Origin of the sequence: Acidaminococcus sp., assembly GCF_050873445.1 — a bacterium.
Taxonomy (GTDB): domain Bacteria; phylum Bacillota; class Negativicutes; order Acidaminococcales; family Acidaminococcaceae; genus Acidaminococcus.
Genome location: NZ_JBNMIU010000047.1, coordinates 1 through 18,463, shown reverse-complemented (window position 1 = coordinate 18,463; position 18,463 = coordinate 1). Strand labels below are relative to the sequence as shown.

The following is an 18,463-nucleotide window of genomic DNA, read 5'->3' as shown; positions in this document are numbered from 1 at the left end:
GGCTCAGGCCCTCCACCATCACAGGAAGGGTCTGCCCCACCAGTTTCTGGTTGTGTTTCAGGCTGTGGCGGTTCTGGAGTTCCATCAGCCGGTTCAGACGGTCTTTCTTTACCGCCAGAGGCACCTGGTCTTCCATTTTCGCCGCCGGAGTCCCGGAACGTCTGGAATAAATAAAGGTGTACGCCGCATCGTAGCTCACTTCATCGAACAGGCTCAAGGTCTGCTCGAAATCTTCTTCAGTCTCCCCCGGGAAGCCCACGATGATGTCAGTGGTCAGCGTGGCATCCGGCACGTATTTCCGGATGGTGTCCACCAATTTCAGATAGGACTCCCTCGTATAGCCCCGGTTCATGGCCTGCATGATCCGGGTGCTCCCCGACTGGACGGGGATGTGGAAATGATGACACACATGTTTGCTTTCCGCCACCGTGCGGACCAGTTCCTCACTCATGTCACGGGGATGGCTGGTCATGTAGCGGACCCGTTCCACCCCGGGAATGGCATCCACCTGGCGCAGCAGATCGGCAAAGGCATGGACGTCCCCCCGGTCCTTGCCGTAGGAGTTTACATTCTGTCCCAGCAGGGTAAATTCCCGGTAGCCCTGGGCTGCAGCGCTGCGGATCTCGTTACAGATGGCCTCCGCACTGCGGCTCCGTTCCCGGCCCCGTACATAGGGCACGATGCAGTAGGTGCAGAAATTGTTGCAGCCGTACATAATGGGAACCCAGGCCGCATAACTGCTCTTGCGCACAAAGTGGCCCTCGAATTCCCGGGGCATGACGGTGAGGTCATTGAACATACCCGATTTCCGATGGGTCTGGGCCAGGTAATCCTGCAGGATGGCGCTGAAGTTATTCACATGGGCCGTGCCGATGAGAAGGTCTACCTGGGGATACTTCTTCAGGAACGCTTCCCCGTCTTTCTGGGCCATGCAGCCCGTGACACACAGGACCTTACTGGGATCCTCCCGCTTCACCTGCTTCATTTCCCCGATTTTGCCCAGGATCTTCTTTTCCGCGCTTTCCCGGACGCAGCAGGTGTTGATCAGGATCACATCCGCATCGTGGTAATCTTCCGTATAATGATACCCCAGATCCGAAAGCTGTCCGGCATAATGTTCCGAGTCGCTTTCATTCATCTGGCAGCCATAGTTCAAAATGGTGTAATGCTTGGTCATAAGGTTATAGGTTCCTCTCCTGTTGAAAATCTGTTCGTTTATCGTCAATACTTTATTGTAACCTTTGGACAAGGAAAAGTCCATATGTTTTATGCCAGAGCAGTCTTGTTGCGGGATGATATGAGAGAAAAAATGACAACCACAATATATCGGATTTCTCAAACCAAATAGGAACGAGTCTGCCGGACGATATTTTGCCGGCGGCAAAAATCTTGGCAGACCCCTACGAGACTATGCCGTATGATATTCGATAAAAAAGGGGCTGTGAAGGAATGGACTTTCATTTCTTCACAGCCCTTATGGTATCTAATCCACTCCCGGGAAACTGGTCACGTACTTGATCCTGATGTCCGGGAAACTGGTCACAAACTGCACGGTGAAATCTTCTCCGTACTCCACGAACTGCCATTCCCCGATTTCGTTCGGAAAATGATCCACCACTTTTACCTTTAAATCCGGAAAACTGGTCACCACCTGCACCCGGATATCCGGATTATATTCCACCACCCGCACTTTGCCGCACAGGCGGATACCGTTGAACGTCCCGTCCGGACTTACGGCGCTGGAAGCCAGCACGCTGCTTCCAGCACAAAGTGTCAAAAGGCACAGGAGAAAGGTCAGAAGGCCTACACGCAATTTTTTCATGTCGTTCCCTCCTTGGCAAAACAGTTTCACACTTCCGGACCGCCCTTGTGAACATGGGCGATGGGGATCCACTTCCGCTGGGGCCTGCACAGGGAGTACACGGCGATCAGGGACAGAAAGATACAGAAAAAGCCTCCCGTCAGGATGCCGGGCAGCATTTTCCCGACGCTCAGCTCCCCGCCACGTACAGAGTTCCATCCCATGATCAGACTGAGGACATACAGCATGCACCACCACAGGATGTCTTTCAGATGCATCATGGGCAGTCCGTTCAGCACCCGTTCCACCCACCAGGCCACATTGCCCAGAAAGTAGAACCCGAATACCACGCACATGAGCATGGGCACAAAGTTATCGATGAGTCGCACATCCGGTTTGGCTCTGAAGTGACGCAGCCACCGCCGCCAGTACAGCCGGGCGATCTCGTAGTTTCCTGTCATCCAGCGCCGCAGCTGGCTCACCATGGCTTTGAGCGTTACCGGCTGCTCATCGTAGAACCGGGCCCTGTCCTGGTATTCCGAGAACACGCCCTTGAAATTCTGCTGCATGGAGAATTCCATATCTTCCACGATGGTGCTGGTCTGCCAGCCCTCCGGTTCCAGCAATTCCACATCGAAGCCGAAGCCCGTGCCGGATACAATGGCCGGCAGATCCACATTGTATTTGGGTTTGCTGAATACATCCACACTGAGCCAGTACATGCTGTACCATTGGGTAATCAGGTTGTCATAGGGATTGAGCGGCAGCCGGTTCCCCTGCACCAGCCGGGCCCCATGGCGAAAGCTGTCGTCCAAGGCAGACAGGAAGCCCTTATCAGGCACATTGTCTGCATCGAAGATCACCATATGGGTAAATTGGCCGCCGTACTGCTTCAGGATCAGGGGAATGCCCCAGTTCAGCACAGCGCCCTTGCCGGTGCGGGGCCCATCGTTGCGCTCCAGGACGGTCACCCGTTCGAACTGGCGCCCCATCTCTGCAGTGCGGTCATCGCAGTGATCCGCCATGAGGAACACGTGCACCCGCTCTTTGGGATAATCCTGCTCCTCCAGGGCATGCAGCAGCTTTCCCACCACCGCTTCTTCGTTATGGGCGCAGACCAGCACCGCAAAAGTACTGGGCCCCGCCACCACCGGCCGCGGCTTCTTCCGGGTCACCAGCCCCAGCCCCACGGTGGCGCAGGTCCACAAAAACGTGAACAGCAGCACCACCTGGATGAGTAATGTCAGTCCGTACATAATTCCCTCTTACAAGTTACACAGCTGTCAGGATGAACAGGATGGCTGCAAAGATGCCCATCACGTATTCCACAATGATCAGTTCGAATTCATTGGGGAAGATGAAGGCCAGTCCCAGGCCCACAAAACCTCCCGTAAAGGTAATCCGGATCATGGCCACAGCCAGGTTCCGGGTAGTGCCCTTGGAGTCCCTGATCCGGTTCCACAGAGCTTCCCCGACGCCCCGGAACATACGGGGAGCCGCAAACAGATACACGATAAATCCGCCGATCACAGTACACACCAGGCTGGCCAGGAAAATCTTCGGATAAGAAGCCGGAAAGGGTACGATCTTGTACAGGTCGCCGCCCACTGCCGGAAACACGGCCAGAGGCACGGTGCCGATCACACTCAGCACAAAGTACATCATGCCGGTCCGTTCATCTTCCACGCACAGATAGGGTTCCTGGGGACTGCGCATGCCCTGCCATACCCGGAAGGGCAGATAAGCTGCCAAAAGGGCACCCAAAAGTTCGATGGGGATGAAATTGGAGTTGCCCCCGGTGACCAGCATGCCCAGGGCCGCACCCAGGGCCGCAGAAATGGCTCCCAGCCGGCCGAAGATCAGCCCGTAGGGTACGGAGAGCATACCTGCCAGCCGCAGGCCGCTCAGCCCCGGTACGATCTGTACGAATTCTGAAATGGCAAATAAAATGGTATAGAGAAGAACCAGGACTATCCCTGTCTTCAAACGATCTCGCATGTTCTATTCCCTGCTTTCCTGTTTTGTTTTTCGTTCTTTTTCCCGGAGCGCCTGCCACAGCTCCCGTACGGTTTTTTTCAGCACCGGATGGACCACGTCCTGCCCGACGGCACACAGGGGCTCCAGCACGAAGCTCCGGTTGGCCATGTCGGGATGGGGCAGGTTCAGGTCGTCGGTATGGAGGACCTGATCGCCAAAGAACAGCAGATCCAGATCGATGTTCCGCTCACCCCAGTGGCGTTTCCGCTGACGTCCCATTTCCTGTTCCACCCCCAGCAGCGTATGGAGCAGGCTTTCGGCATCGCCGTCCCACTCCACTTTGGCCGCTCCGTTCAAAAAGTCGGGCTGATCCGTCACCCCGTAGGGTTCCGTGGTAATCCAGGGGGATACGGCCATTACCCGCATCCCGTGCATCTGGAGCCGCTCCAGGGCCTGCTTCAGATTCTGTTCCTTATCTCCCAGGTTGCTGCCCAGGGCAATGTAAGCTACTGGCATGCCCGGATCGCCTCCAGCATGCGGATGAGCCGCACATTCTGCTTCACGTCATGGACCCGGACCAGCTGGGCCCCGGCGTACACGGCGCAGGCAGAGAGCGCCATGGTGCCTTCCAGACGATTACTGGCAGGCAGTCCGCCCAGCACTTCCCCGATGAACCCTTTGCGGCTGCCGGCCAGAAGCACCGGCATGCCATGGCCTGTCAGTTCCGCCAGGCCGTTGCACAGAGCCAGGTTGCCCTGCACGTCCTTGGCAAAGCCCAGGCCCGGATCCAGGATCAGCTTGTCCTTCCCCAGCCCCACGGCGGCGCAGGCATCCACCCGGTCCAGCAGGTACTGGGCCACATCGCCCACGACATTATGATACTGTTTATTTTCTGCCGTGACCATGGTCTTGGGCGTACCCCGCATATGCATGAGCACCATCGGTGCCTTGGCCCGGCCTGCCACGTTCAGCATGTTCCCGTCGCCGGTACCTGCAGTTACATCGTTGATGATATCCGCCCCAGCCTCCAGCGCTGCTTCCGCTGTATCCGCATGGTACGTGTCCACGCTGAGGACGGCCTTGGGGAATTCTTTCCGCAGCAGCTTCAGGGCCCCGGTTACTCTGCGGATTTCCTCTTCAGGAGAAACAGGGTCGGCTCCCGGCCGGGTGGATTCCCCGCCGATGTCCAGCAGGTCCGCCCCCTCCTGGAGCATATCCCCGGCCCGTTCCAGCAGGGCTTTTTCCCCGCTGATCCGGCTGCCGGCATAGAAGGAATCCGGTGTTACGTTCAAGATGCCCATGACCCGCAGCTTCTCATACGTCAGCTTCCGGCCGTCAGCCAGCACAGTCACCGGTTCCTGCTTCTGCAGGAATTCCCACAGATCATCCATCACTTTCTGGATACCGAACCAGTTGGCCATGGTGGCCAGTTTTTTGATGAGCAGCCGATACTGCCGGACGTTCCCCAGAAGGATGATATCTGCTTCGGCCAGGGCCCCGTTCACCACATCCCGGGGCGTCACACAGTCCCCGTCAAGAGCCAGCATTTCCTGTTTGATGATGTTGGCTGCCGGAGTGCGCACCTTGAACAGCTTCAGAGGCTGCACATCGGCCTTAGGAGCCATCAGTTCGATGCCCACGGGATGGACATCCATTTTTTCCATTTCAAAACGGATCCGCGCTGCGGGAATGGACAGATACATGGCATTACACCTCTTTTTCTACAGTTGCAAAAGCGTTGTGATTATGGATACTCTCTTCGCTTTCCACAGTGACTTCATACCAGTCGATACGGTCATCAGCCTCCAGCTGCAGGGCGATTTCCCGCACGGCGTCTTCTACGAACCTGGGATTTTCGTAGGCCATCTCCGTGACGCATTTCTCGTCCGGCCGCTTCAGCAGGGAATACAGAGGTGTGGAAGCCCCCTTCTCCGCCATAGCCACCAGTTCTTCGATCCACACAGGCCGGGTGCTGCGGATACGCATCTTCGCCCAGGCCCGCTGGTTGTGAGCTCCATACCTGCTGATTTCCTTGGAACAAGGGCACAGGGTATGGATGGGAACATCCACACCCACCTCCAGGGAAAAAGTCTCCCCTTTTTCCGCCCGGAAGTGACAGTCCACGTCCAGATAGCTTTCGATGCCGCTCACCGGGGCTTTCTTGGTAATGAAATAGGGACAGTCGAACCACAGCACGGCCTTTTGGGCTTCCAGCTTATGCTTCAATGCATCCAGTACCTGTTCCAGTTCAAAAGGACGGATGGGTCCCACCTGTTTCAGGCATTCTACGAACCGGCTCATGTGGGTCCCCCGCTGCTCCCGTGGCAGATCCACGGCCAGGCTCACCGTGGCCACCGTGGGCTGGGTGCCCTTCTCCCGGTCAGCCAGCACGATGGGCCAGCGCAGATTCCTGATGCCCACATGTTTCAGGGCAATATTCCGTTGATCTTTCTGGGCCTGTACGTCTTTCAGCATACTTCACCTCTGTACACGATGCCGCTGGTCTTCGTTTCCCATACCTGGACCTCGTACAGGGCGTAGTTGGGCCCATGCAATACGTCATGGAGCTGCTTCCACACCCATACGGCAATGTTTTCCGCCGACGGGTTGGGCAGGATATCGTTCAGGCAGTGGTGATCCAGTTTATCCACCACCAGCTCGTTCACTGTATGTTTGAACTGGACAAAATCCAATACCATACCCTCTTCATCGGGACGGCCTTCCACTTTTACCACCAGTTTATAGGTGTGTCCATGGAGATGCTCGCATTTGCCGTGATAATTGGGCAGATAGTGGGCCGCATCGAACTCGAATTCCTTAATGCAGATCATATGGTTCCCTCCTGGAGATCAAAATCATTCTGTCGTAAGGCTTCGTACAGCACAATGGCTACCGAGTTGGCCAGATTCAGAGACCGGGCTTCGCTGATCATGGGGATGCGTACACACTCATCCTCATGGGCACTGCGGAAGGATTCCGGCAGCCCGGCGCTTTCCTTGCCGAAAATCAGCAGGGAATCCGGGCCGTAATGGACCCGGCTGTAAGATTTGTGGGCGTGGGTGGTCAAAAGGAACCGGGGATGATCCGGAAATTCGGCCAGCACTTCCTCTACCGAATCATAGTAATGGACATCCACCAGGTGCCAGTAATCCAGCCCGGCCCGTTTCAGGTATTTATCGTCCACTGAGAAACCCAGGGGACGCACCAGATGCAGCGAAGCTCCGGTGGCCGCACACAGGCGGGCGATGTTTCCGGTGTTGCCGGGGATTTCCGGTTCTACCAGTACAACATGCATCATTTCAAAAGGCCTCCATCCCAATCGGTGCCGCTGATGGCAACGATCTGTTTCATCTGTTCATGCAGGTTCAGGATCTTTTCCGCATAGTAACTGCCCGTGGCCCATTTGCCGTTCAGCTGGGACCAGCAGGTGAAAAAGCTGCGGTTCTGCAGCTTTGGTTTATAGACCAGATAGTACCGGGGATCGATCACTGGGGTCTGGGGAAGCCGGGCAGTAGTATAGGCCATCAGATGCTGCACATGGGCCCGCACCCCGTCCCGGGGCGTAGCAAAATAGGCCCCCCGCACGGAGGCGCTGGTGGTGCCCAGGCCGCAGAAATTGTTCTGCTCGGGAACCACGGTACCGCCGAAGCGGAAGAACCCGGTTTCCAGCAGGGCCTGACAGAATACCACGTCCCAGCGCAGTCCTTCCCGGCTGGCTTCCTGATAATACAGATCCACGATCTGTTCCGGAGTGGCCTTGATGGGCAGGTTCTGATTGAAACGCCGCAGCAGGATCACGGCCTGATCCCGGGTAACTTCTCCGGGACCGGCGATGGGTTCCTGCTGGTAATTGGCCGGCAGGTTCCACAGTTTTGCCGTAGTGGTCAGAGCATTCACGATGATCTTCAGGCTGGGATCCTCCACCACCTTATCCTGGTTTTCCAGTTTCAGCAACTTGTCCGGATTGTAATAGGCCGGCAGCTGCATTTTTTCACCGGTGACGGAAATCATGCCCTTGCGGATCACCAGGCTGTCCGGATCCGCCGGCCCCAGTTTGGAATCATCCACAGACGGAGCCTGTTTTTCCGGTTTCACCGGTTTTTCTTTGGCCGGTTTGGACGGTTTCTCCGCTCTGGGAGACTTTTCCGGTTTGGCAGTTTTTTCCAGCGTGGCCGGCTTCGCTTCCAGTTTGGTTTCTGCCGGGGATTCTGTATCGGAATGGCCCCGGAGCGTATCCCGCAGCCGTTCCAGGAAGCTTTTGCTGCCATTGGTGACGTTCCGGTCAGTTTGTTCAGTTTTCTCCATGGTTTCCTGCTGTTTCCGGTGTTCCTTATGGACTTTGGCCGCCTTCACCCGGGCCGGTTTGGTACCGGCAGCGGGTTCGTCCTCATCCAGGGAAACCGGTTCCACGGCAGAAGCTCTGGGTGCCATGACGGCCTTTGAAGGAGCTGCGGATACAGAACCCGGCAGCAGTACAGCCGCCGTAAAAAGCCCCAGCAGGAAACGTTTCTGGTTGGTTTTCAATGGTTGTATACTCCTAAGAAAAAAAATTTCAGTGTACAGTGGGTATTTTCAGGAAATGGCAGGGGCGCCCCCACTGGTGCGCCCCTGCCAATCACTCTTTTTTCGGTACCACCCACAGGCTCACCAGCATGATCACTGCAGCTACCAGGATACCCAGGCTGGTGGCATTCAGGATGCCGATGCCTTTGCCGCCGTTGAAGATCTTCAGCCCCAGCACCACAGCCACACCGATGACGGCGGAGGCAAATGCCCCTTTGGTAGATGCCTTCTTATCGAACAGGCCGAACAGGAACGGAGCAGCCAGGGACACGGTCATCAGGCTGTAAAAAATAGCCAGGGCTGTGATGATGTTGGCCATATAATAGGCGATGAAGATGCCCAGGATGCCGCAGACCACGGTCAGTTTCTGGCTCACTTTCAGCAATCCCGCATCATTCAGATCCGGACGGAAGAAAGTCTGGTACAGGTCCTTGGAAAGGCTGGTAGCCAGCATGTACAGCACCGTATCACAGGTACTCACTTCGGCGGCGAAGATGGCCGCCAGAGCCAGGGCCGAAATGCCGAAAGGCATCATTTCCTTCATGGCCTTGGGCAGGGCGAATTCCTGGTTGCCCAGGTCGGGGAACGCCGCATAGGCGCACATGCCGATGATGGTGGGCAGAAAGGCGAACAGCAGCTGCACGATGCCGTTCCACAGCGTCCCTCTGCGTACGGCTTTCTCATCTTTGGCCGCATACACCTTGCCGATCAGACCCGGGCTGATGCAGAAGGCCGGAGTCAGCATCAGGAAATATCCCAGGATGGCCGTAGTTCCCATGCCGTCCCAGGAGAAATACCTTGCGGCGGCTACAGCGTCCTTGTGGGCCGCCACGGCCGTTTGGAGTCCTTCCCAGCCCCCTACATACTGCAGGGCAAAGGGAGTGGCCACACAGAAGCCCAATAAAATCACGATCAGTTCGATGATATTCACGATGGCCGCACTCTTGATGCCCCCGGCTGAGAAATACAATGTCACCACCATTGCCGCGATGATGATCCCATACAGTTTCTCCACGCCGGCCACCACGTTCAGGATCCATGCGATGCCCAGCAGCTGACCGGAAAACAGGGCCAGGGTGCCAATGGCCATCATGGTGGACGTTACGCCCCGGAAGGGACGTCCGTACCGCAGGTCCAGATAATCCCCCATGGTGTACAGGTTGTGTCTGCGGGCCACCCGCCACACAGCGGGCCCTACGATGTAGGCCAGGATCAGGGATCCCAGGCCGCTGCAGCCGATCCACCACCAGCTGGAGGCCCCGAACTTATAGGCCAGCCCGGTGACGCCCACCGTGGACCCGGCCCCCAAATTGGCCGCGATCAGCGTGGTGAACAGCAGTCCCGCACCAAAGGAACGGCCGCCCACAAAGAAATCGGACGCCCCCTTGACGTGCTTCCCCACCAGATGGCCCAGCAGGATCAATAAAAATGCATACCCGATAATAACCGTCAGATACCAATTCAACAAAATTACCCCCAAAAAGTAGTTAATAAAGGTTCTACGGGAATTCAACAATTTCCATTGTACTTTACTTCAGGGGTATTGTAAAGGAAAGTTGCTGAAAGTGGAATGAATCGGACGGTTCCCTTGCATTGTTTCTACAGTTCTACGGCGCTCCCCGGGTTGACCACCCACACTTTGCAGTGGGTGGAAGCTTCCACGTCGGCCTTGAAGGCTTCCGGATCCTGGGCAATGATCGGCCAGGTATTGTAATGGATGGGAATCACCACGGGCACCTGCAAAAGTTCAGCGGCCATCCGGGCATCTTTGGGCCCCATGGTAAAATTGTCACCGATGGGCAGCAGGGCATAGTCGATTTTCTCCAGACGGGATAAAAGGGCCATATCACCGAACACGCTGGTGTCACCGGCAAAGTAGACGGTTTTACCCCCGAATTCCACGATGAAGCCACAGGCATGGCCGCCTGCAATGCCGCTGCCGTGGAAAGCCGGGGTCAGGCGCACCCGCCCGAAGGGAAAGGCGTGGGTACCGCCCAGATGCATGGCATGGGAGCGCAGGCCGTAACTGGCCGCATCATTGGCGATTTCCGCCGTGGAGATGATCATAGCGTCATTGGCTTTGGCGATTTCGTAGGCGGACCCCAGATGGTCTCCGTGGTAATGGGACACAAAGATTGCATCCGCCTTCACATCAGAAGGTTTCAAGCCTTCCGGATTGCCGTCCAGATAGGGATCGAACAGCAGCGTGGTTTTGCCGTCCGAAAGGGTGAAAGCCGAATGATGGATATAATGGAAGTGTAACATGGAAAGCCCTCCTTGAATCTGACATTTATTCTTTTCTGCAAAAATAACCATACGGACAGAACCTGCAGCCGGTTTTCACTGCCGGGAACTGATCTTCATTTTTATATTGTATCAGTTTTTGCAGCAGCTGTTCCAGTTTTTTCTCTCCCTGGGCCCTGTTTCCCAGTTCCCAGGAACTGCAGTCCTGCAGGAAGTGGAGCCTTGCCCAGGCAACTTTTTTACCCGGCTCCAGCGTTTCCGCCGCTTTGGCGTAGATGGTGAGCTGCCGGGTATACCCCTGGCGCTCCTCGCCTCCTGCGGGCGGATGGCCTGTCTTGTAATCCACGATGCCCAGCTGGCCATTTCCCAGATCCACCAGCCGGTCGATGCTGCCCTTGAACACCACGTTGCCGCCGTCAAAAGTATACAGCGGCAGTTCGAACCCCACTTCCGCCTGGGCTTTCTGCCCGGCAATGGTCTGGAAAAGAGGACTGCTGCAGTACTGGTCCACCAGCGTCTTCCCTTCCCGTTTGAACGTGGCTTTCCTGGCCAGGGTCACGGCACTTTTCTCGTCAGCATCCTCCTCGTCCAGTACGTCCAGGGCTTGTTCCAGGGCTTCCTCCCTGGTCCGTCTCTTTTCTTGCAGCTCCAGCACCCTGTGTACATACGTCCCCAGCTGGATGGCGGAAATCCGGCCGGTGCCGGTTCCCACGATTTCCGGATCCATACCCGGCATCTGCTGTACATAATGGTAGTAAAAACTCCGGGGGCAATTGTCATATTCCAGCAGGGCACTGGCTGAAAGGACCAGGTCCCGGGGTACGGTCACAGGCTGGATCCGTTCATATACCGCCGGATCCAACGTAAAGGCCGGTGTTTCAATGCCAGCCGAGCCTCCGTCATCCTGTCCCAGGACTTCCTCCACGTCCAGTTCCTCGCTGACCATCTGATCCCCGTTGGGCCCCTCCGGACCAAATACCCGCTGGATGGCCTGCCCCCACTTCTCATGAGCAGGGGTACTGCCTTTTTTATCCTCTTTGGTGACATCCACATTCACCAGATACAGATATTTCTCTGCCCGGGTCATGGCTACATACAGCTGCCGGTGTTTTTCCGCATATTCCAGTTTCCGGCGTTCCTCCCGGACCTTCGTATACACCGAGGTGGGCTCCATCCCACCCTGACCGTCGGGCACCCGTACCCCAAATCCGATTTTGGGCAGGAACTGCAGCCCAAGAGTATCGGAGGGATCCTTCCTGGACAGATCCGGCAGAAACACCGCCGGAAATTCCAGTCCTTTGGATTTGTGGATGGTCATGATCTTCACCGCATCCGGATCGTCCTCCTGGTTGGCGGCACTTTCCCGGGCTGAAAGGCTGCGCATCAGATTCAGCCGGGCCAGGAAATCCCGGGCTGTACTGCCTTTTTCCATGGCATCATTCACCGCCATGGCACGCAGTTTCCGATAGTTGGCCAGTTTTTCCCGGCCGCCTTTCTGGCGCAGCAGAGTGGGTTCCAGGGCAAAGGCCTCCTGGATGGCGTCCAGCAGCTCCGGCAGGCTCAGATTGTCCGCCAGTTGCTGCAGCCGTTCCAGTTTCCCGTCCAGGGCGCTGAGTTCCAGTTTTTCATGGATGCTCTTTCTCAAGCCCAGTTCCGGCCAGTGCTTCCGCACCATATCCGTGATTTCGTCATCCGGCAGTCCCACAAAAGGCGAACGCAGGAACCCGGCCAGGGCCCACTCCTTCCGGGGATTCAGCAGTACTGTCAGCAGGTTGATCAGATCCACTACCTCCGGCCGGTCATAAAAGCCCTTGCCATCGCTGACCTGGCTTTTGATGCCCAGGGCTGTCAGAGCCTCCTCATACTGCCGGGACAGATGGATGGCAGGCAGCAAAATGGCTACATCCCCGTAGTGCAGGTCCGGATGATCGGCTATCAGCTGCCGGATCTTCCCGGCCACCACCCGGCCTTCCGCCTGCTGACACTGGGGCTGGCTGCAGTCTCCCTTCTTCAGCACAATGAATTCCGGTTTGGCGCTGGGGGCCTGATGAGCCTTCAGGGGCTGGGCCGTCACGTCGGATTTGTCATCATGGCCCAGAAGGTCGTCGAACAGGGTATTGCAGGCCGTAATGATCTCCGGAGCCGACCGGAAGTTATCATCCATGACGATATTCACGCCGCCGGTCCTGGCAATGTCTTCCCGCACCTGGTGGAACACGCTCACATCAGCACCCCGGAACCGATAGATGGACTGCTTGGCATCCCCTACTACGAACAGATTCTTCCCTTTCAGTTCCCTGCTGTCACCGCCGCAGAGCAGATATACCAGCTTTTTCTGCTCATCGTTGGTATCCTGGAATTCATCCACCATCACATACCTGAACTGGGTCTGATAACGCCGGCATACCACAGGTTCCTTTTCCAGCAGTTCCACAGCCCTGGCCGAAAGATAGCCAAAGCTGTAGATTTCCTGCTGTTCCTCCTGGGCAAGCAGGAAAGCCTGATACCGGGTCAGGAGAGCCTGCCACCACCGGGCCTGCTCCGCTCCGGCCTGATCAAGGGCCAGGACGGTCAGGCTGCCGATGGCTTCCTTCAATTCATTGACAAGGTCCTTGATCTTGCCAGCCGCCCGCAGGCCTTTCAGCCGGTTCTGGAACCCGCTGTACTGTCTGTCATCGATCAGATTGTGGAGGGCATCCCGCTCATCCTGCAGGATATCCAGTTGCTGCCGGGCCTTGGGACCGGCCTGATCCCGGGCATCCAGCAGCGCATCCAGGCACCCCTCTACTTTGATCTGCTGCTCTGTTTCGCTTTCCAGGTCTGACTGATAGGGCGCCGCCAGTTCCCCTTCCCTTGCAATATCCGGCAGGACATCCATCAGCCCCAGCAGCATGCCGCAGAGCTGCCGGGCCGGATACAGTTCCAGAAGGCCCCGGATTTCCTCTGAGTCCTTCTGTATCTCTCCAGCCACAAAAGTTTCCGTGGCGGTTTCCTGAAAAGCCCTGATCCGGAATTCCTCCTGCACCTGGAAGTCGGGATCCAGTCCGGCTTCCACCGGATTTTCCCGCAGCACCTGGGAGCAGAAGCTGTCAATAGTGGTAATGGGCGCCCGGTCAGCCAGCTGCAGTTGCTGCTGCCAGTAGGCCTTGCTGGCCGGGTCCGTTACCCCGGCCAGCCGCTCCCGGATGCCTTTCTGCACCCGTTCCCGCATTTCCCGAGCCGCCTTCCGGGTAAAGGTGATAGCCAAAATCTCCAGTATCGGGGCCTGGGTGATCTGATTCAATTCTTTCGCCTGCAGCACCTCGGCCTTCCGCTCCTCCAGGATTTTCAGGAACCGTTCCACCAGTACCCGGGTCTTGCCCGAACCGGCTCCGGCGGACACAGATACATTCCGGTCCAGGGTCTTAATGGCCTGTTCCTGCTGTGGTGTAAAATTGGGCATTTACTCTTCCTCCTGTTCCAGCAGATTGGGATTTTCCGAAATCCGGCAGATGTCCTTCGCCGGGCACCAGGCCGGACAGGTGCCGCCGGGGCTGGCCGGGAACTGGCCCTGGCGCAGCCCCTGTACCACCTTCGTAATGGACTGGTCCGCCACATCCAGCACTGCATCCAGATCCGGGGGACGCTTCCGCGCCATCCAGGGGTGTTTTTCCTTTACCGCAGCATCCCAAAGGCCCCCGGTACGTTCTCCGCTCCGCAGGGCACAGTAGCCCCCGCCCAGAATCTGCTTCCGGGGTACTTTCCCCAGTTTCTCCAGGGCTTCGATATACAGCGGCAGCTGCACCACTTTGCCCCGGACCAGATCACCGCCTGTAGGCGGCAGGCCACTTTTGTAGTCAAGTACCATATAGGTATCCCCGTTTTTGTCGATCCGGTCGATCTGGCCGGAGAAGTATACATCCTTTCCATCCACTTTCCGGACCAGCGACGGCCAGGGACTGCCCTTGCGCCCAAAGGCCCATTCCAGGGCATGAGGCTGCAGGTTCAGCCTGTCCTGCTTCTGGTAGCCCACTTCCTGATGGAGCCAGGTGGATAGCCAGCTGCCGTACACCTGACGGATGTGGGAGAGCAGCGGGCTCTGGGGGATTTTCCCCTCCCCTGCCTGCTTCTGGAAAACAGACTCATAAATCTGTGTCAATTCCTGCTGCAGCTGTTTTTCCGAAACGCCTTCCAGGGACTGATCCAGATGAGCACCCAGGAAAGTGGCCAGGGTCTGATGCAGCAGGTTCCCCACCACATCCGGTGTGGGCCAGGCCGTCCGTTCCTGCCAGGGCTGCAGCTTCCAGTACCGCTCCACCAGCATGGCAAAGGGGCACTGCAGATAACTGTCCAGGCTGCTGGCCGAAAGATGCAGAGGCGGTTTCAGATCCGGGATTGTCTCCGTTTCCACCTGTCCGTTCCAGGGGCTACTCTTCCCTTCCCAGCGTGCAGTCACTGTCCTGCACCGCTTCAAAAAGCCATGCCCCACCTCATCCAGCAGGAACCCTTCCTCTTTGGAGCCCAGTTCGGACTGCTCTGCCAGCAGGTTGACCAAAAGAGGCTTACTGGCGCAGGTTTCGGTTCCATCCTGGTACACCGTGACCGGAAGGCTGTCCTCTTCATAAAAATTCTTCAATTCCTGGATATAGGAGCTGGCCCCCCCTTCCTCGTCCCGGTACCAGCTGAGATACAGTTCCTTTGTGGCCAGGGCCACTGCCGACCCGAAAAAATACCGGTCCGTTTCCAGGTCCCGGGCTGTCAGAGAAAGTTCCAGCCCCAGGGCATTCAGCATGGCCCGTTCCTTGTCGCTGTACAGCCAGCTTTCCCTTTTAATGGCCGGAAACAGGCCCTCCCGCAGTCCCAGGATGTATACGTAGGGGAAATCCACCCCTTCCACAGAGCCGGCTTCCAGCACCGCTACGCCCCGGGGAGCCCCCTGTTCCAGGGTGATGGTCTTCCCCTGCAGGGACTCTTTCCAGAACGTCTGAAATTTCTTCGGTTCCAGGGGATCATCCTGCTCGCCGCACTGTTCCAGGCTGCTTTCCAGATCGTCCAGGGTATTGTCCACGAATTCCACAGTCTGCCCCAGCACCTTTCCCTGGAGCAGATCCGACTGCCCTGTTCTGTACAGTTCTCCCCAGGTCCGGAGCAGCTGCCATTCCTCCAGCTGCTGTTTCAGGCCGTCCTGCCAGTCTCTGGGAGTATGATCTTTCTGGAAAAAGTCCACCAGTGTCCAGAAGTCGAGGGTCACCGTCTGATCCTGCTGCCCTTTCTGACCTTTTCGCACCACCTGTTTCGTCTTGATGATCTGGTTGCGATCCAGGAAAAAACGATAGTCATCCGCCGTAGCGAAATACCGTTCATTGTACTTTTCTTCCAGTTTGGCCCGTTCCACTCCGTACAGCTGTTCCATCAGGGTGCAGCCCAACAGCTCCTTCCATTTGGCCAGGTTCTCCCGGTCCGTGGCTACAGCCAGCAGCTTCGTCAAAAAGTCCGGCAAAGGCTGGCCGGCCATCCCCGTGACCCGGGGCAGCCGACAGGGGATGCCGTACTGGGCAAAAGACCGTATCAGCCCCTGGTAATCGTCTAATTTCCGGACAATGAGTGCGAATTCATCGGGAGAAGCCCCATGTTGGAGCTTTTCCTTGATGGAAGTGAGTGCCAGACGGATTTCCGATTCCGGGCTGCTTCCTTCTCCCAGATGGATGGACGCAGACGGCTGCCCCCACTGGACGCCGGGAGCCCACTGGCTGTCGAAAGCAGCCAGGTCAGTCGGCAGGTCCCGTGGCTGGTCCACTTTCACTTCGGTAAACCCCGCTCCCAGAAGATCACCATGGAGTTTTTCCGTCACCGCCGACAGACCCGGCCTCCTGGCATCGTAGAACAGGGCCACATCCACGTCGCAGGCTTTCGTCAGGGCTTTCACCAGCCGCAGCTGGACTGGACTGAACTGATAAAAGGCCATGAAGCAGCATTTTTTCCAGGGTACCACGCCCCCCTCTTCCAGCACTTTCGCCGCCCGGGCGTAGAGCTGGCTCAGATCCACCAGTTCTGGTTTTCTCTGCTTCATCAGCGTGCAATAGCCCTGGTACAGTGAAGCCAATTCCAGATCTTTCTCATGGAGGGATCCCTGCCGGTTCCATTGGGACAGGATCCGTACGAATTCGGCCGGTTCCAGGTCATTCCGGGTAAATTCATTGAACAGGGACAGCAGATTTTCCCGGAATCCATTCCTGTCTTCCAGGGTCTCGAAATAAATGAGCCGGCCTTTGAAATATTCCAGCACATCCTCCAGCAGTCTTTTCTGGGCCGGTACCCTGATGCTCTGCACCGAATCATTCAGATTGTTATGCCTTAAAATCATCCTTGGCAGTTTATCGATGGAATCCACACTGGCGATGCCCCGCTGCCCGATCCGCCGTTTGTAATACCGGTTGGGCACCAAAATCAGGGTCTCCCGCCAAGAGCGTTTTTTCGCATCCTCCAGGAATGGAACTTCCATGGAGCCTCCCAGGGACAGGGAATACAGCGTACCACTCATGGCAAACATCCTTTCATCAAAAAATTCCGCAAACACTTCCTTTATTGTAGCGTATTTTGCATTTGGCTGCCAGTCACTGGCCTCCCGGGCCGGGCTTATGGTATACTAAGAGAATGGAATCAAAGGAGGTCGGCTGTTTTGCCAGAAACAGAAAAGCGAGAAAAAAAACACCGTTTCTCCCACAAGGTACTGTTCCTGCTGCTGACAGTACTGGTGATTGCGGGAGTTGCGGCGTATAATTACAGGACAGAGATCCAGCTGCGGATTGTCCATATGAAGCCCCAGCCCGTACAAACCGTAGAACTGGGCAAGACCCGCATGAAACTGCAGCGGTTCAACACCCCCGAGCTGACCAGCTACGACGTGGACAAGATCCTGAGCTTTGCAGTACGGGATCACAGCCAGTTCTACCTGGCCCTGCGCAGCCAGGATGGGGAAACCACGGCAGTGCAGGCCTTTACCAGCCAGGACGGCAGCCTGTTTCCTCTGCGCAGCTTCGGGGACAAGGGCACAATGACCATCCAGGATAAAATGGTCCTCAGTGTGAATATTGCCAGAAACAATGATGTGGTGTATGTGAAGAAAGGCCTGCACACCCTGCGGAACGGCAACGACATCATCAGCCTGAAGGGCAGTACCACTGCCACGAAAGTAGAATTTTTGCCGGACTGCAGCCAGGGATACCTGTACGGGAATGACAACTTCACCCTGGCTGTGTACAAAGACGGAGCTTTTGAGCAGAACAAGCCCTCGTTCCTGCACAACCGGAAGAAGCCCTTTACCGGCGGACTGACCCAGGTGCGGGTCACGGGCAAAGGGACCATCTATGCCGGCGGACGGGTCAAGCCTAACGGGCTGTTCATGGTGGATGCATTCACTCCCCGGGGAAAACTGCTGAAAAGCTTCGGCAGCCCTATCCAGACCGACAAGGATTCCATCTACAACCTGATCGATATGGCAGTGCTGGACAACTACCTGGTCGTAGCCGACGGGTTCACGTTGAAATTCTGGACCCTGGACGGCACGTACCTGGGGAACCTGAACAGTTCCAAGATGCTTGGTGACAATCTGAATGTAGCCCGCCTGGCGCCCATCGACGGGAAAACATTAGGGATCCTGGCGTATGTACGGAACGCCCAGACGAAGCTGGTGGAAATCAAGATTTTTGCGTTGACCATGTAAAAAGAAGACTGTGAAGAAATAAAGTTTCCTTTCTTCTGATGTGACCCCAAAAAGTTAGACCTTAGTAACGAGATGGTTGTGCCATCTCGTTACTTTTTTATGCAGCCTGTTGCGAGAGTCTGTATTGGACAGGACTCTTCCAACCTAATCTTTCCTTAATCCTTTGCTCATTGTAG

Annotated in this window: 16 protein-coding genes; 1 reads left to right on the top strand and 15 read right to left on the bottom strand. The window is 56.6% G+C overall.

Annotation, left to right across the window (positions count from 1 at the left end; all coding sequences use genetic code 11):
* From miaB to ACR0QW_RS08450, 14 genes are all read right to left on the bottom strand, one after another.
* On the bottom strand, window positions 1-1,177 hold a 1,177-nt coding region (gene miaB / locus ACR0QW_RS08515), incomplete at its 3' end, for a tRNA (N6-isopentenyl adenosine(37)-C2)-methylthiotransferase MiaB (RefSeq protein ID WP_432643267.1).
* 306 nt (window positions 1,178-1,483) lie between these two features.
* Window positions 1,484-1,822, bottom strand: coding sequence for a hypothetical protein (locus tag ACR0QW_RS08510; protein WP_432643266.1), 339 nt, complete (start codon window positions 1,820-1,822; stop codon window positions 1,484-1,486).
* Between the two features lie 26 nt (window positions 1,823-1,848).
* The gene (locus ACR0QW_RS08505) at window positions 1,849-3,057 is read right to left on the bottom strand and encodes a glycosyltransferase family 2 protein (RefSeq protein ID WP_432643265.1); all 1,209 of its coding nucleotides are present in this window, start codon (window positions 3,055-3,057) and stop codon (window positions 1,849-1,851) included.
* A gap of 16 nt (window positions 3,058-3,073) precedes the next feature.
* Window positions 3,074-3,799: a hypothetical protein gene (locus tag ACR0QW_RS08500; RefSeq protein ID WP_432643264.1), complete on the bottom strand. Its 726-nt coding sequence runs from the start codon at window positions 3,797-3,799 to the stop codon at window positions 3,074-3,076.
* A gap of 3 nt (window positions 3,800-3,802) precedes the next feature.
* Window positions 3,803-4,294 (bottom strand): 2-amino-4-hydroxy-6-hydroxymethyldihydropteridine diphosphokinase, encoded by a 492-nt coding sequence (folK, locus tag ACR0QW_RS08495; RefSeq protein WP_432643263.1) that lies wholly within the window; start codon window positions 4,292-4,294, stop codon window positions 3,803-3,805.
* On the bottom strand, window positions 4,285-5,481 hold the full coding sequence (gene folP, locus ACR0QW_RS08490) for a dihydropteroate synthase (RefSeq protein ID WP_432643262.1): 1,197 nt from the start codon (window positions 5,479-5,481) through the stop codon (window positions 4,285-4,287). Before folP ends, folK begins: the two co-directional genes overlap by 10 nt.
* Window positions 5,482-5,485: 4 nt before the next feature.
* Window positions 5,486-6,250 carry a GTP cyclohydrolase FolE2 gene (gene folE2 / locus ACR0QW_RS08485; RefSeq protein ID WP_432643269.1) on the bottom strand — a complete coding sequence of 255 codons (765 nt, stop codon included), beginning with the start codon at window positions 6,248-6,250 and terminating at the stop codon, window positions 5,486-5,488.
* Complete coding sequence (queD, locus tag ACR0QW_RS08480; protein ID WP_432643261.1) at window positions 6,247-6,609, bottom strand: 6-carboxytetrahydropterin synthase QueD; 363 nt, start codon at window positions 6,607-6,609, stop codon at window positions 6,247-6,249. The genes folE2 and queD overlap by 4 nt, the downstream gene beginning before the upstream one ends.
* On the bottom strand, window positions 6,606-7,073 hold the full coding sequence (locus ACR0QW_RS08475; protein WP_432643268.1) for a tRNA (cytidine(34)-2'-O)-methyltransferase: 468 nt from the start codon (window positions 7,071-7,073) through the stop codon (window positions 6,606-6,608). Before ACR0QW_RS08475 ends, queD begins: the two co-directional genes overlap by 4 nt.
* Window positions 7,073-8,302: a glucosaminidase domain-containing protein gene (locus tag ACR0QW_RS08470; protein WP_432643260.1), complete on the bottom strand. Its 1,230-nt coding sequence runs from the start codon at window positions 8,300-8,302 to the stop codon at window positions 7,073-7,075. The genes ACR0QW_RS08475 and ACR0QW_RS08470 overlap by 1 nt, the downstream gene beginning before the upstream one ends.
* Before the next feature lie 91 nt (window positions 8,303-8,393).
* Window positions 8,394-9,806, bottom strand: coding sequence for a sodium:solute symporter family protein (locus ACR0QW_RS08465; RefSeq protein ID WP_432643259.1), 1,413 nt, complete (start codon window positions 9,804-9,806; stop codon window positions 8,394-8,396).
* Between the two features lie 134 nt (window positions 9,807-9,940).
* Complete coding sequence (locus tag ACR0QW_RS08460; protein WP_432643258.1) at window positions 9,941-10,606, bottom strand: metal-dependent hydrolase; 666 nt, start codon at window positions 10,604-10,606, stop codon at window positions 9,941-9,943.
* Window positions 10,607-10,631: 25 nt separating this feature from the next.
* Window positions 10,632-14,027, bottom strand: a complete 3,396-nt coding sequence (locus tag ACR0QW_RS08455; protein ID WP_432643257.1) for a UvrD-helicase domain-containing protein — start codon at window positions 14,025-14,027, stop codon at window positions 10,632-10,634.
* The gene (locus ACR0QW_RS08450) at window positions 14,028-17,105 is read right to left on the bottom strand and encodes a PD-(D/E)XK nuclease family protein (RefSeq protein ID WP_432643256.1); all 3,078 of its coding nucleotides are present in this window, start codon (window positions 17,103-17,105) and stop codon (window positions 14,028-14,030) included. It lies immediately after the preceding gene.
* Between the two features lie 138 nt (window positions 17,106-17,243).
* Between ACR0QW_RS08450 and ACR0QW_RS08445 the strand changes: the two genes are divergently transcribed.
* A complete protein-coding gene (locus tag ACR0QW_RS08445) occupies window positions 17,244-18,287 on the top strand; it encodes a hypothetical protein (protein ID WP_432643255.1) in 1,044 nt (347 codons plus the stop codon).
* 97 nt (window positions 18,288-18,384) lie between these two features.
* Here ACR0QW_RS08445 and ACR0QW_RS08440 read toward each other — a convergent pair.
* A partial coding sequence (locus ACR0QW_RS08440) for an IS3 family transposase (RefSeq protein WP_432642436.1) occupies window positions 18,385-18,463 on the bottom strand: 79 nt, incomplete at its 5' end.